The sequence below is a fragment of the Rhizobium aethiopicum genome, assembly GCF_014197535.1.
GTDB classification, from domain to species: Bacteria; Pseudomonadota; Alphaproteobacteria; order Rhizobiales; family Rhizobiaceae; genus Rhizobium; species Rhizobium aethiopicum_A.
Window position 1 is genome coordinate 164,194 of the sequence record NZ_JACIFV010000006.1, and the last position, 13,124, is coordinate 177,317.

At 63.7% G+C, this 13,124-nt stretch carries 13 protein-coding genes; 1 reads left to right on the plus strand and 12 read right to left on the minus strand.

The annotated features are described in order from the left end of the window. Window positions 1–38: 38 nt before the first annotated feature. Window positions 39–1,796, minus strand: a complete 1,758-nt coding sequence (locus tag GGD53_RS11470) for an adenylate/guanylate cyclase domain-containing protein (RefSeq protein ID WP_184455953.1) — start codon at window positions 1,794–1,796, stop codon at window positions 39–41. A 398-nt stretch (window positions 1,797–2,194) separates the two neighbouring features. Here GGD53_RS11470 and GGD53_RS11475 point away from each other — a divergent pair, with 398 nt between their 5' ends. Further along, the gene (locus tag GGD53_RS11475) at window positions 2,195–2,332 is read left to right on the plus strand and encodes a hypothetical protein (protein ID WP_184455955.1); all 138 of its coding nucleotides are present in this window, start codon (window positions 2,195–2,197) and stop codon (window positions 2,330–2,332) included. Window positions 2,333–2,593: 261 nt separating this feature from the next. On the opposite strand, the gene GGD53_RS11480 is transcribed toward GGD53_RS11475, so the two are convergent. From GGD53_RS11480 to GGD53_RS11530, 11 genes are read right to left on the minus strand one after another with little or no spacing between them, the layout of a single operon-like run. Continuing rightward, complete coding sequence (locus GGD53_RS11480) at window positions 2,594–3,469, minus strand: FHA domain-containing protein (protein WP_184455957.1); 876 nt, start codon at window positions 3,467–3,469, stop codon at window positions 2,594–2,596. Between the two features lie 2 nt (window positions 3,470–3,471). Next, on the minus strand, window positions 3,472–4,377 hold the full coding sequence (locus GGD53_RS11485) for a type II secretion system F family protein (protein ID WP_184455959.1): 906 nt from the start codon (window positions 4,375–4,377) through the stop codon (window positions 3,472–3,474). Continuing rightward, window positions 4,374–5,237, minus strand: coding sequence for a type II secretion system F family protein (locus GGD53_RS11490; RefSeq protein WP_184455961.1), 864 nt, complete (start codon window positions 5,235–5,237; stop codon window positions 4,374–4,376). Before GGD53_RS11490 ends, GGD53_RS11485 begins: the two co-directional genes overlap by 4 nt. A 12-nt stretch (window positions 5,238–5,249) precedes the next feature. Beyond that, the gene (locus GGD53_RS11495; RefSeq protein WP_184455963.1) at window positions 5,250–7,148 is read right to left on the minus strand and encodes an ATPase, T2SS/T4P/T4SS family; all 1,899 of its coding nucleotides are present in this window, start codon (window positions 7,146–7,148) and stop codon (window positions 5,250–5,252) included. Window positions 7,149–7,167: 19 nt separating this feature from the next. Further along, complete coding sequence (gene cpaB / locus GGD53_RS11500) at window positions 7,168–8,097, minus strand: Flp pilus assembly protein CpaB (RefSeq protein WP_184455965.1); 930 nt, start codon at window positions 8,095–8,097, stop codon at window positions 7,168–7,170. After that, window positions 8,094–9,005, minus strand: coding sequence for a hypothetical protein (locus tag GGD53_RS11505; RefSeq protein WP_184455967.1), 912 nt, complete (start codon window positions 9,003–9,005; stop codon window positions 8,094–8,096). Before GGD53_RS11505 ends, cpaB begins: the two co-directional genes overlap by 4 nt. A gap of 1 nt (window position 9,006) precedes the next feature. Next, window positions 9,007–9,687 (minus strand): TadE/TadG family type IV pilus assembly protein, encoded by a 681-nt coding sequence (locus GGD53_RS11510; protein ID WP_184455969.1) that lies wholly within the window; start codon window positions 9,685–9,687, stop codon window positions 9,007–9,009. Continuing rightward, on the minus strand, window positions 9,659–11,299 hold the full coding sequence (locus GGD53_RS11515; RefSeq protein WP_184455971.1) for a TadE/TadG family type IV pilus assembly protein: 1,641 nt from the start codon (window positions 11,297–11,299) through the stop codon (window positions 9,659–9,661). The genes GGD53_RS11510 and GGD53_RS11515 overlap by 29 nt, the downstream gene beginning before the upstream one ends. Further along, window positions 11,296–12,093, minus strand: a complete 798-nt coding sequence (locus GGD53_RS11520; protein WP_184455973.1) for a TadE/TadG family type IV pilus assembly protein — start codon at window positions 12,091–12,093, stop codon at window positions 11,296–11,298. Before GGD53_RS11520 ends, GGD53_RS11515 begins: the two co-directional genes overlap by 4 nt. 5 nt (window positions 12,094–12,098) lie before the next feature. Continuing rightward, window positions 12,099–12,662 (minus strand): prepilin peptidase, encoded by a 564-nt coding sequence (locus tag GGD53_RS11525; RefSeq protein WP_184455975.1) that lies wholly within the window; start codon window positions 12,660–12,662, stop codon window positions 12,099–12,101. A 14-nt stretch (window positions 12,663–12,676) separates the two neighbouring features. Beyond that, window positions 12,677–12,880 (minus strand): hypothetical protein, encoded by a 204-nt coding sequence (locus tag GGD53_RS11530; RefSeq protein WP_018246152.1) that lies wholly within the window; start codon window positions 12,878–12,880, stop codon window positions 12,677–12,679. Between the last annotated feature and the right edge of the window lie 244 nt (window positions 12,881–13,124).

Genomic DNA, 13,124 nt, shown 5'->3' on the forward strand with positions numbered 1-13,124 from the left:
ACAAACGCCACCATCGGTTCTCGAGGTCAATCCACCCGTCAATTCAGGCCGGCACGCCTAAGTCCTTCGATCAGGCGCGCCCGATCCTCGGCGCGGACGAAAGAAGATGTTGCTCCGACCGCGTCCCGTGAGATGTCAGGAACTAGCGATTTAAGCCGTCCGAGCAAGTCCGCGGCAGCCTCCTGGTTGTCCAGAAGTCCGGCACAGGCCGTGCCGATGACCAGCGGAACCGCGTGGCCGGACCGCAAACGATTCGCCTCCCGTGCGTAACTCAATCCAAGCTCGTAATCCGCGCCCTGGAAATAAGCCATAGCGTAGTAAAACTGAAAGTCGCCGAGAAAAGCCTCGCATGGGCTCAGTCTGAGGGCGTAGTCGATGCAAGGAATGGCGTCCACCGCGCGGCCCCCGTTGGCATGCGCAAGTCCCAACTGGCCGTGTGCAAACGCGGAGTTGGGGTTGATCGCGACAGCCTGGCTGATCGCTGCCACCGCCAGGACATTGTCGCGCGTCGCAAAGGCTATCATCGCCTGCGCAAGGTAAGTCCACGGTTCCTTATCGTCCGCGGCAATGGCTTGTTGGACGACATCCCTGGCAAGGGCCAAGGCATATCCCATGTCCTCCCACCCCTGGAACGCGCGCCACATGGTAATCCAAGCTTTCATGGCGAGCGCCTGGGCATAACCGGGAGCCAGTTCGATTGCCCGATCGAGCAGGGGGAGCATCTTCCCGCTGCTCTCCTCAGATAGTTGGGAACACAGAAACACCGCCCGTACGACACATTCCCAGGCATCAAGGCCATGATTCGGCTTGGGGCTTTCGCGAGCATGCTCCGCCGCCAGGAGTTCCGGCCCGATGCGGCCGACGACGCTTGCGGTAATTTCGTCCTGAATGGCGAAGATGTCGCCGACGTCGCCGTCGTACCTTTCGGCCCAGAGATGGACGTCGGAGGCCGCATCGATGAGCTGCGCGGTCACCCTCATCCGGTTGCCGGACTTGCGGACACTCCCCTCGAGAACATAGCGGACCCCGAGTTCGCGCCCGATGGCGCGCACATCCACGGGCTTTCCCTTGTAGGTGAACATCGTGTTGCGGGCGATCACGAAGAAGCCCTTGAGCTTGGATAGCGCGGTGGTGATGTCCTCGGTCAGCCCATCGCTGAAGAAGTCCTGCTCCGGTTCGGCGCTCAGGGCGTTGAACGGCAGCACGGCAATGGATGGCCGCTCCGGAAGTGCAGACCTCAACGATGCCGTTCCTGCGGCCGTCCTTTCCTGAAGGGGGCGGTACAGTCGCACCGGCCTTTCCATATTCTTCAGCGCGCGCTCGCCGAGGTATTCGTAGTCGCAGTCAAGCTTGCCCGCGAGGTGATCGTAGGCCGTGCCGGAAATGCAAATGCCGCCCGGATCCGCCAAGGTCTGGAGGCGGGCCGCGATGTTGACGCCATCGCCGTAGAGATCCCCATCGAGCTCGTGGATCACATCACCCAGATTGACGCCGATCCGGAAGACGATGCGTCGCTCCGTCGGGATATCGGCCTGGTTCTCGGCAACCCCCTTCTGGATGGCGACCGCGCACGCGACGGCATCGACGACCGAGCCGAACTCCACGAGCGCACCGTCGCCCATCAGCTTGACGATACGCCCCTGATGCTCGGCCAGCAGCGGATCGATCACCTCCCGGCGCAGAACCTTGAGGGCCGACAACGTCCCAGTCTCGTCATGTTCGACGAGGCGGGAATAGCCGACGACGTCAGCGGCCAGGATCGCGGCCAGCCGCCGCTCTGCTCTTGCGGTTGCCATGGCTGTCTCCCTCTGGAGATCCGCCGAATGAAGCCCAGGCGATTGACGCGACATGCACCATCCGGCTGCCCGATACCGCGACCGTGCCAGTTCATGATACCACTGAGACGGTCATATGGCGACGCTTCACAAGGGTGCCGCCTCCAACGGAACAGGAGCCGCGAAGCGGTCTGTTGCCGCTTCGGAATTTGGAACCCACCGGCGTGGCTGAGGTGCCCCGCAGGGGCCTCGAAGGACGAGGCGGGTGTGCCGACATCAGGCCTCCGATGAGAACGCACGGCACTTCCTCTTCATTATGAATAACAGAGTCTGATCCCTGACGTGTGCAAGTCTACTCACGTCTTAGCCCGAATTAGACGTTTGCTGCCAGCAGCAATTCACGGGACCAGGCCACAACCATGGGCGAAAGCGGCAACCCGCCGCCGAACGACAACGCAGGAAGCAGCAGCGGCACCAAGGACACCTCGTCAAACAAGGGCAACCCGGACAACACCAACTGCAACGACTGCGGTTCGACCGGGCCCGGCAACAAATGAGGCTAATCCGGACGGCATCAAGTCCGGACAAACGTAGCAAAGCCAAACCATTGAACGGCTAACTGCCGGAGCAGATTTTCGTCAGGCGAAAGGCGTGGCGAGGGCATACTCAATGTGCCTCCGGCATTCAGGGGTCTCGCAGGTTTGCCAGGCGAATCTGCGGGCCGCCTGATCGACCGGCCGGCTTGGCCGTAGGCGTGACTACGACGCGCGCTGGCCGGTCGACCCTCCGAGCCGTTTTGAAGAGTTTCGACCCGGCGATCACCGCCGCGCCGGCGGCTTGGTGGCGGCGCGGCGCTGCAGCGCGAAACGCGCGGCCGAGCAGTTGACGTCGGGAACGAGATCGTAGGTCTGCTGGTAGAGGCTCTGCGCCAGCGTGTTGTTGCCGCGGTTTTCCGAGGCAAGCGCTGCGAGCGCCGTGCGCTTGTAGGCCTCGACGATCGGCTCTGCGACCTTGGCCAGTGCCGCATCGTCGGCGGGTTCGGACGCCAGCGCAAGCGCGGCATAGGTGACATCGCCATCACGGCCGACGCGGCCGCCGACCGCGCCGTTGAAACTCGGCTCGGAAACCTGGCGCATGCGCCTGGCATTCTTGATGCATGTCGGGATGCGGGCGGCTTCCGCATTAATGCGCTCGGCCGTCGGGCCGGCCTCCGTGCTGCCGCCGCCGGAGAGGATCACGTAGCCGATGATCCCGACGACGGCGAGGTAGACGAGGCCGATGCCGGCGAGGAAGGCAGGCTGTTTGAAAAGTGGTTTTTTCGGCTTGCCGTCGCCTGCCTTGGCAACCTCCTTCTTCGGCGCCTCCTTGGCCGGCGCCTTCTCAAGAAACTGGAACTCGACATCCTTACCGAGGCGGAAGCTGTCGCCGGCTTTCAGCGAGGCCGTCTGCAGCAGCGCCTCGCCGCGCAGCATGATCGGGTTCAGCCCCATGCGGCGGATGATGAAGCCGCCGTCGCTCTGCTTTTCGATGCGGGCGTGGATCGGCGCCAGGAACGGATCGTCGACGACGATGTCGGCATTGGCTGCCCGCCCGATCGACATTTCCGCCCGATCCAGCACATGGCTGCGGCTCTGGCCGCCGGGGCCGGTCTGCAGAAGGCTGGGTTTGTTGCCGCGAAAGAAGGAAAAGACCATGATCAGAACATCCCACTCGACATCATCTCGACGATAGCAGGCGCCAGCACCAGAAGCAGGATCGACACGACGATCATCATCGCCGGCATCACGATCTTGGCTTTCAGCTTTTCACTGGCCCTGTCGGCCTTTTCCCAGCGGCGGAAGCGCAGGTCGCGCGCATGTTCGCGCAACAGCTCGACGCGGTTGCTGCCCTCGACCTCGCCCTGGATGACGGCGCGGATGACGCGCACCACCTCCTCGGCCGTCATGCGCGCCTCCAGGCGCTGCAGCGCCTCGATCATGCCGGTGCCGAGTGCTACGTCCTTCAGCGTCTGCTCGATCTCCTCGCTCATCACGGTGCCGGGTGCGGCCTCGGCATAGAGCCTCAGGCTTTCCGGCAGGGTCGCCTGCGCCTGCTGCGTCATGACGACGAGATCGAGGAAATAGGGAAATTCGCGTGAGATGCGTTCCTTGCGGTCCTGCATCTTGTCGTCGGCGACGACCCAGAAATAGATGGCGGGGATGAAGCCGAGGATCAGGCCGGCGACCAGCCCGCCGATGACGCTGCCGCTCGCCATGCCGAACAGTACACCGAGCAGAATGAAGCCGAAGAGGCTGAGGACGATGAGAAGGGCGATATATTCACGCCCCGTGACGCCGCCGAACGGTCGGCCGCCATAGATCAGCTTCTTTTCGAGCTGTGCGCCGAAATCGGCCAGAAGCGGCTCGAAACGTCTCAGCACGAATTCAACAGGCGTGCGCATGCCGATGCTGTCGACGATATTCGGCGGCGGCCCGTCGCCGCCGGCCGTGCGCCGCACCACCTGGATGCTGCCGATGAGATCGCCGATCCACCAGACGATGAGCGCCGCGGTGATGCCGGCAAGGACGATGATGATCGGGGCGAGGGGGATTTCCGAGATCATACCGACACCTTCATCATCGAGCGCATCCAGAAGAAACCGGTGGCATAGAGAATGGCGCCGACAATGGCGATGACGATGCCGATGGCGTTGCCGAACACCTTGTCGATCAGCTCCGGCTGGCCGAAGAAGATCATCAGGATCATGAACAGCGCGCCGCCATTGACGACGCGGAAGTTCATCCGCGCCTGCGACGACGAGGTGCTGATCTTCTGGTCGAGCTTCCAGATCTCCTTGAAGGATTTCGACATTTCCGTCAGCGGCTCGGATATGTCGCCGCCCTGGCGGGCAAACAGGCCGAGCGCGGCATCGACCATCTTGAAATGCAGGCTCGGCACGGTGCGGCCGTGACGGTCGAGCGCCTCGACCAGGCCGATGCCGAGCTTCTGTTCGCGGGCGATGCGCTCGAACTCGCGCGAGGAGGGCATCTGGCCGGTATCGGCGACCGCATTGACGGCGACGGCGAGCGGCTTGCCGGTGCGCACCGCCGAGACGATCTGGTCGACGGCATAGGGAAGCTGGGATTCGATCTGCAGCCAGCGGCGCTGCAGAAAATAGCGGATCGTCGCCTTGGGCAGGAAGAAGGCGACGGGAATGGCGACGACGATGCCGACGATCGGCCCGAAGATCAGCGAGATCAGAGCAAAGACGACGATCGCGGTGATGGCATAGGCGATAATCATCGTATAAGGCGGCACGGCATCGCGGCCGAAGACCTGGGCTGCCTCGCTGGCGAGCGCGATATCGCGTTCGGTGGCGCGCAGCAGCGGTGCCGGCCATTGCACCGGTGCGCCCCAGACGAGCAGTCCCGCGGTCACCGCGCCGAGGGCGATCGTCAGGATCTGCAGGATGCTGATGTCCATGATTTTCTCCCCTCAGACGAACATATCCAGGTTCTTGATCTCGCCGTCTTCGCCGAAGGCGACGAGTTCGGCGACGAAGCTCGGCAGATAGCCGGTGAAGGCATGCACCGCCTGGCCGCCGGCGCGGCCGACGAGATTGAAAATCGGCTCGACCATGATGAGGCCGGTATCCGGATCGATGCCGATTACCTCGGATATCTCGGTGACGGCGCGCCGGCCGCTTTCCAGTCGGTTGAGCTGCACCACGAGCTCGACGGCGGCGACGATCTGCTGGCGGATCGCCGTCACCGGCAGCGAACTCTGGCCCTGCAGCACCATCACCTCCAGGCGGGTCATCATGTCCTGCGGCGTGTTGGCATGCGCCGTCGTCATCGAGCCGGCATGGCCGGTGTTCATCGCCTGCAGCATGTCGATCGCCTCCGCACCGCGGCACTCGCCGACGATGATGCGGTCGGGCCGCATGCGCAATGCATTGCGCACCAGGTCGCGGATGGTGACGCTGGTTTCGCTCTCCGCCGTCTTCGGCCGCGACTGCAGATAGACGACGTGAATGCCGTCGAGCTGCAGTTCGGACGTGTCCTCGACGGCAACGACGCGCTCGCCGACCGGGATGAATTGCGACAGGCTGTTCAGGAGCGTCGTCTTGCCGGAGCCGGTGCCGCCGGAGACGACGATGTTCTTCCGCGCGCGCACCGCCGCCTCGAGGAAGGCGCGCATCGGTTCGCTGAGCGCGCCGGCGGTCACCAGCTTGCTGATGTCGAGCCGCGACTTGCCGCCGAACTTGCGGATGGTGAGGCAGGCACCCTTGACGGCGAGCGGCGGGATGACGGCGTTGACGCGCGAACCGTCTGGCATGCGGAAGTCGGCCATCGCCTCGCTCTCGTTGATCGAGCGGTTGGAATCGACGGCGATGCGCTCGATCACCTTCATCAGCTGCCGCTCATTGGCGAAGGCGAAGGGATAACGTTCGAGCAGGCCGAATTTCTCGACATAGATCTCGTCATACCGCGTCACCATGATTTCCGAGATGACGTCGAGATCCATCAGTTCCGAGATCGTGCCCCAGCGATACATCAGCTCCTCGATATTCGAGCGCAGGTGCATATGGGCGATCTCGTAACGGTCGCCGGCGTTGAACAGCGCCTGGCGGGCCTGGAAGGCGGCGCCGAACTTGGTGTCGAGCTGGGCGAAGTCGGAACGGGTGGATTCGAAATTGAGCTTCAATTGCAGCGCCGAAATCAGCGCCTTGCCGACATCGAAGAGCCGCCGGTTGTCCTGTTCCTCGCGCGCCAGCGTCGCCGCATTCGACGCGCCGTCGCGCCTTCCGGTGCGGGCAATGCGTTTTGCCAGCCAGCGGTAGACGGCGTTCTTGATGACGAGGATGACGAGATCCTGCGGCGCAGCATCGAGCGCCTCCTTGATGAACAGGTCGAGACGCTCGCGGATGCGGCTGCGCGTCTCCTCGCGGCCGAAATCGGAGGATTTCACCAGCCGGTCATATTGCGTGTCTTTTAGCAATCGCTCATGGACTTCCATCTGCAGCGCCAGCACCCGCTCCTGGTCCGGAAACTGCGTCACCGCCTCCGGCGCCGCCGCCGGCTCGACGAGTTCGATGGTGACATTCGGCACCCAGATCGACATGCCGGCCGAAACCGCCACCGGAGTCCCGGCCCTCAGCGGCTGGTCGTCGACGCGCGTCGGGTTGCGGCCATGATGCTGCACCGACCAGCCCTGGCCTGATTTGCGCAGCACGAATTGCGGCGAGGAGACATGGCTGCCGCGCAGCCGCACGACGCCGGCGCCGGCGGGAAGCGAAAGCGTGCTGCTTTCGCCGACGAAATAGGTCTCGTTCGCCGAGAGCGGGATCACCTCCCGTCCGCTGCCGTCCTCATAGGAAATCTTCAACAGCATGGCTCAATCCCCGCAACGATCACATGCGCGTCCAGTTGATGCTCGGCAGGTCTTCGACGCTATTGTCCGTCGGATTGCGCAGCACGAGGTTGAGGCTGCCATTGGCCTGGCCCATGGCGAAGATCAGCATCTCGGCTTCCGACGGCGTCACCTCGACCGTCACGTGATTATAGCTGCTATTGGCCTTGGTGACCGCACCTTCCGGCGTGGTCGCCGCGCCGACGGCGAGCACCTTGACGTTCTGCAGGAAGGTGCGGGTGACGACGCGGGTGCGCGAGCTGATGCCGAGCTTGTAGTCCTGCGCCTGTTTCCGGTAGGCGTTGATGTCGTTCTCGTCGGCGCCCGGATACTGGGTGAGATAATTCTTGAGCATCTGCTCGACCGGCGAGGGCGGCTGGGCCGGAGCCGCCGGTGCGGCGGGCGCCTGGCCGGGTGCTGCCGGTGTCTGCCCGGGAGTTCCCGGCTGTGCCGCAGCGGGCGGCGCCACCGGCTCGACCGGTTCGTCGACCGTGCCGAGAATATCGACATAGCTGCCCGGCTCGACGAAATGGCCGACCGCCTCGGCGGCGTTGACCGGCAGGGTGAGCGCCCGCTTGCCGGGGGCGATCATCGTCGTCAGGCGCCCGCCGTCGGTATCGTCGAAATACTGGAAGAGCAGCACCGAGCCGGCCGGAATGTCGGCCGCGGCCGTCCGATCCTTCAGCCATTCCTGATAGGCGCTTGCCGCAGGCACGGCCAGCTTGGCGAGCGCCCCGAAACTTTCCGGCAGCATCACCGGTTCGGCGAGCATATCAGGCGTGATCGCCTGACCTCTCGTCACCTTCTTGTCGGGCTGGAGCCGCATGAAGGCATAGGCCACCTGCTCGTTCTTGACGCTCTCGGTCCAGAAGTAGAGGAGAACGCCGGTGATGAGCCCGACGATGACAGCGGCAATGAGCTTCCAGTTCATGGTGTTATTCCCCCTAAGAAGGCTTGCCTGATTTGAATGACCTCAACGGTCCTGCCGTCGGTTTTGCTTCTGGTGTAGAGAACATTGGCTTCGACGCTGCCGCGCCGGCCGTAAAGCGCGGTGACGCCGCCACGCTCAGCCGGCGGCGTTTCGATGGTGAAGCCATCGCGGATTAGCAGGTCGGCGCGCTGATCGGACCAGCGCGCGGCGGCAAGCGTGCCCTTCGATACCACCGTGCGCGACATATGGCCCTTGTCATGGTCGCCGATATCGCTCAGCACCTCGACGCCGGCCGGCGGCCGCAGCGACAGCGGCAGCTTGCCGATATCGGCAGGGGCGGCGAAGGCCGGCAGCGTCGCGGCGACATCGTCGAAGCGGCTCATCAGCACTTCGGTCATCGGCGCATCGGCAGGCCGGCGGATCATGATCGAGACACCCGGGATCGGCGCTCTCGCCGACGGATCGTTCGGATCCTGCCGCCTGAGGTAGTCAAGCGCAGCCTCGCCGTCGCCGTCGAAGAAGCGCACGACAACGGCAAGATCGTCGCGGATGCGGCTCACCTTCGGGACGATCATCATGTTGGCGGCGATGACGGCGGTCAGTTCTTCCCGATCGCTGCTTTTCGGCATGGCCGGCCGGGTATTGGCGGCCAGCACCCGCAGCCACTCGTCGGTGATATCGGCAATGCCGCGATCGCTCTGGTAGGGCGTGAACTCGAGCGGCTGGCCGTTGATGACGAGATCGCGCGGCGCCCGTTCCGGCGTCCCGAGAATGCCGGCCAGCATCGAATTCAGCGTCACCCGGATATCCTTATAGATCTCGGCGCGGCCCGGCGTGGCCATCACGGCGAGCCCGACGACCAGGGCCGTGCCGATGAGATGAACGGAGATGCGTGAGCGCTGTGCCATGTCACTTCGCCCCCGGAAAGACGCCGTCGAAAAGATCGCCGGAATCGCTGGCCACATCACGGATTTCCCGGCGCAGCGTCGGATCGTAGCCGCGGCGCGTGGTGTCGTTGTCGTGCGAGATAAACAGCGTCGAGTCGTCGACCGTGAACGCATCCTTCCAGCGGATGCTGCGGATGGTGTCGAGATCGTCGGAATCCCTGAACTTGTAGACGCGGTCGGCGGTCGCGGTGACGAGCTGCGGCTTCTCGTCGGCAAGCTCGCCGACCATATCGCCGAAGTCGCGACCATTACCCTTGAGGGTGTTCTGCACGTCGTCCCAGACAAAGGTGCGTTGGGGATCGCCGCCGCCTTCATGCGAAGGCGTGCGCGAACAGTTGATCGCGTCTCCTCCGGGCAGGGCCGGCAAGGCCGGGATCGGGAACACGTTGGAGAAATCCGAGGTGCAGGTGAGGCCGCTCGCCTCGGCGAAGGCGGAATTGCGCATGGCGAGCATGGTCGCGACCTTCTTGGTGGAGATCTTGTTGGCGTGAATGACGAAGATCACGATCAGCAGGATCACCGGCGCGGCGAGCACGAATTCGATCGAGGCAAGACCGCGCCGGTCGCGGTGCAGCCGCATCATGAGCCCGCCGGCCGCAGCGCTGACCGCATGCTCAGTGTGTATTGACGGCAGCCCAGGCATTGGCTCCTCCCTGGTCGAAGACGCGCGTCAGGCCGGTGAAACTGTCGGCGGCAGGGCTTTGTTTGATGGTGCCGGAAACTGCGCCGATATCATCGGCGAGCGTCGCCGGCGCCAGCGAGGCAAGCCAGTCCTGTGTGTAGAGGTCGAAGGCCGTGTAATTGTGGACCCAGCTCTGCGCCAGGGCGTAAGCCGACGGCGTCTTGTCCTTGAACAGCCGGACCTGGAGCCTGGCGCGCGGCGCCCGCGAAACGATCGCCAGCGTCTGGTAGTCGGTAAGCTGGTCGCCGCCGAAGGGCGTGAAATTGAAGGGGATGCGGCCCTTCAGCCAATAGGGCTTCGGGAAGGAGAGGAGCGGCAGACTGACGCCGGTCACCGAGATCGCCCCGCCCGCCGGGCCGCAGACCTGGTTCCAGATCATGTCGAACTTGCGGGTGAAGTCGTTCTCGTCCTTCGTCTGTTTGTCGGAATAACGCGGTGGCACGTCGATCGGCAGCTGGAAGGGGTTCACAACCCCGAATTCGATGCCGAAGAATTCCTCCGCCACAAAGAAGCTGCCATCGAGCAGCAGTTCCTGCCACCAGCTGAGATCGGCATATTGCTCGATAATCGCCTTGAACGGGATCTTGCTCAGGTATTTCGGGCCGAAGGCTTCGTAGAAGATGTAGAATTCCACCAGCTGATCGTCGATGCCGCTCTCGTGGTTGACCCAGTCGCGGATATGGCTGCCGTCGACGCCGCCCGCCGTCAACGGGCCCTTGCCGTTGGGGAAGCCGCGATTGGCGTATTCGCCGCGCATCAGGAGCGGATCCTGCCCCTGGGTGCCATAGGACATGGCAAGGCACATTTCGGTGTAGGCAGCGGCTGGATTGACGCCGTCACGGTCGACCGGCAGGTTGCCGCCGGCGCCTTCCCCGGCCTGGCCGCAGGATTCGCAGGGCGGATGGAAGACGACATGATCCGACTTGTTCAAACGAACCAGATGCAAGGCGTCGTTGCCGACCCGCTCGGGAAAACTTTCGACGAGGTAATCGTTGAGGTCATTCATCGCGTCGATGATGTCGCTCGATTTGTTGATCAGACCGAGGGGATCATACTTGACCTGCGCCGCCACCGTATAGGCGATCGCCTTGGTGGCTTCGGTCGCCCGGAACCCCTGGAACGCCAGGCAAGCGCCGTAGATGATGCCGCCGACGATCGGGACCTTCTGCCAGCCGGGGCAATAGGGCATCGGCGGAAGCGGCGGCAGGAGCGATGCCGGTCCGAAGCCTTCGGTGAAGGAATATTGGGCGAGTTTCGCCAGAATGGCGGCCGAGCGCAGGGCGAGTTCCGCGGTGGTCAGCTGATAGGCGACCGACGTCGCCATGACCACGGTGGCCTGCGAGGAGGCGACATTGTTCATTGCCATGATGTTGAGATAGCGCGCCTCCCAGTCGGCATGGACGAGCGCGGCGGCATCGGCGGTATCCTGCGTGCGCTGCTTGTCGTAGATCATCTGCCCGGTGTTCAGGATCCAGACGATCATCAGCGCGAGCGCGATCGTCATGTAGAGGATGATCGGAGACAGGAAGCCGCGCTGATCGCGGTGCAGTCGGTTGATGAAGGACGGTGTCATAACAGGTTCACCTCCGCCGTCGAAATCGTGTAGTAGCGCCCGTCCTTCCGCTGGCCGCGGGCAAAGACCCAGCCGGCATATTCGAGCAGCAGGAAGCGCGCTTCGACCTTCGCCGTGACAGGCACATGCGGCGAGCGGTTGATGGCGGCATAGAGCGCCATCGGCGCGCGATCGACGGTGACCGTGACGTTCTGCGGGTCGAACATGTAGCGGGCCTGGTTGCGCATCGCGCGCCAGTTCTTCGAAAGGCCCGAGGCGTCGGCAAGGCTCTTCAGCGCCTCTTCCGGCGGCTGGCAGGCGCCGACGCATTTCAGCTGGTCGTAGGGAGCGGCCGGGATCAGCGCCAGGCGGGCGGCGAGATCGGCCTTGCCGGCTGCAGCGTCGTCATCGCAGGTCTTGGGGCCGATGAAGCTGTGGATGGTGATCGGCAGGGCCGGGCAGAAATAGACGCGGGCGCTGCGGGCCGCCGCATAGGCGGCATAGTGGGTGAAGAGGTGGTTCTTCGCCAGGATCGTGAACTGGAAGACCACGAACATGAAGAAGACGAAGATCGGGGTGACCAGCACGAAATCCATCATCGTCGTGCTGCCTGAGGTATCGCCGTGAAGCTCCGACATCCGGCGCCGGCGGGCGGAAAGCCGTGGCAGCAGCAGCATCGCGGTTAGCAACAGCATGGCGATCGCGAAGGTGCCGAGAAGCGCGCCGTGATCCTGAGGGATCCAGAAGGTCCGCGAGTGCAGGATCGAACTCCAGAAAGCACCGTCGAAAGTGGGGCGTTCGAGTTCCGCGCGCATTGCCGTTACCTCACGAGGGAAAGAGGGGTGAAATCAGGCATGAACAGGCACCAGAGAAGTCCGAGAGCGGCGGCGACGCCGAAACGGACGGTATGATGGGTTTCGCGCGGCTTCAGCACGGTGGCGGCATCGCGGAAACCGGCGGGCAGCAGCAGGGCGAACAGGCCGACGGTTCGCGCCAGCACGCCCCATTGAACCCGCCGCGCCATCGAGAAGACGGCAATCGCGCCGCCGATCATCAGCGATGCGAGCGTCACGTCGACGGCGGGCCAGAGGCCGAGAACGGCGCCGAGCGCCGCCATCAGCTTGACGTCACCGCCGCCGCAGCCTCCGGCTGCGAAGGCGATGATGAAGATCAGGCCTGAGGCAAGGAGACCGGCAAAAGCCAGGCCGATCCCCGCCAGACCGCCGCTGATCGCTGCCAGCATGAAGCCGGCAAGCAGGCAGGGGTAGGTGACGGCGTTCGGGATCTGACCATGGCGGTGATCGAACACCGCCGCGGTCGTGGCGCAGGCGACGGCAAGAGCCGCCGCCGCTGGCATCAGGGTCAGATCGTAGGTCATGTCCATGACACCGACCCCGCTTATTGGCCCGGTTCAGGAATTCTCTCGGCATCGGAGAGAGCCGTGTTCTTTTCGTTGAACCATTCGCCGATCTGTTTGCCGAATGCGAGCAGGAGCAGCATCAGCGGAATGACGATCAGGGCGACGGCGAGGACGATCTGGGCCATGTCGCCGCGTTCGTCCTTGTGAAGTGCAATTGCGAGAGTCTTGAGTTTTCCAAACATCTGCGTATTCCTCGTTCCATGGTTTGTTTCGGATCGAAGACCTTGGTGAAGAAGAAGCAAGCATACGCTATCGATCCGAACCAGCACGTTGCTCGTTCCAATGATTTTTTCTGCTTCTGCTTTTCTTCCCCGGTCGCCAACGCTTGTTGAGCAACATCATTAAGACCCAAGAGTGCGCCCAAGGCCAGCCCTCCGTCAAGCAAACGGAAGGCAGGGTTCCAATTGTCTTGGAGGCGTCGCCTGC

What these genes read in the sequence shown, in the direction of transcription:
- GGD53_RS11470 (WP_184455953.1), bottom strand. Translation starts at nt 1,796, where the DNA reads ATGGCAACCGCAAGAGCAGAGCGGCGGCTGGCCGCGATCCTGGCCGCT.
- GGD53_RS11475 (WP_184455955.1), top strand. Translation starts at nt 2,195, where the DNA reads ATGGGCGAAAGCGGCAACCCGCCGCCGAACGACAACGCAGGAAGCAGC.
- GGD53_RS11480 (WP_184455957.1), bottom strand. Translation starts at nt 3,469, where the DNA reads ATGGTCTTTTCCTTCTTTCGCGGCAACAAACCCAGCCTTCTGCAGACC.
- GGD53_RS11485 (WP_184455959.1), bottom strand. Translation starts at nt 4,377, where the DNA reads ATGATCTCGGAAATCCCCCTCGCCCCGATCATCATCGTCCTTGCCGGC.
- GGD53_RS11490 (WP_184455961.1), bottom strand. Translation starts at nt 5,237, where the DNA reads ATGGACATCAGCATCCTGCAGATCCTGACGATCGCCCTCGGCGCGGTG.
- GGD53_RS11495 (WP_184455963.1), bottom strand. Translation starts at nt 7,148, where the DNA reads ATGCTGTTGAAGATTTCCTATGAGGACGGCAGCGGACGGGAGGTGATC.
- cpaB (WP_184455965.1), bottom strand. Translation starts at nt 8,097, where the DNA reads ATGAACTGGAAGCTCATTGCCGCTGTCATCGTCGGGCTCATCACCGGC.
- GGD53_RS11505 (WP_184455967.1), bottom strand. Translation starts at nt 9,005, where the DNA reads ATGGCACAGCGCTCACGCATCTCCGTTCATCTCATCGGCACGGCCCTG.
- GGD53_RS11510 (WP_184455969.1), bottom strand. Translation starts at nt 9,687, where the DNA reads ATGCCTGGGCTGCCGTCAATACACACTGAGCATGCGGTCAGCGCTGCG.
- GGD53_RS11515 (WP_184455971.1), bottom strand. Translation starts at nt 11,299, where the DNA reads ATGACACCGTCCTTCATCAACCGACTGCACCGCGATCAGCGCGGCTTC.
- GGD53_RS11520 (WP_184455973.1), bottom strand. Translation starts at nt 12,093, where the DNA reads ATGCGCGCGGAACTCGAACGCCCCACTTTCGACGGTGCTTTCTGGAGT.
- GGD53_RS11525 (WP_184455975.1), bottom strand. Translation starts at nt 12,662, where the DNA reads ATGGACATGACCTACGATCTGACCCTGATGCCAGCGGCGGCGGCTCTT.
- GGD53_RS11530 (WP_018246152.1), bottom strand. Translation starts at nt 12,880, where the DNA reads ATGTTTGGAAAACTCAAGACTCTCGCAATTGCACTTCACAAGGACGAA.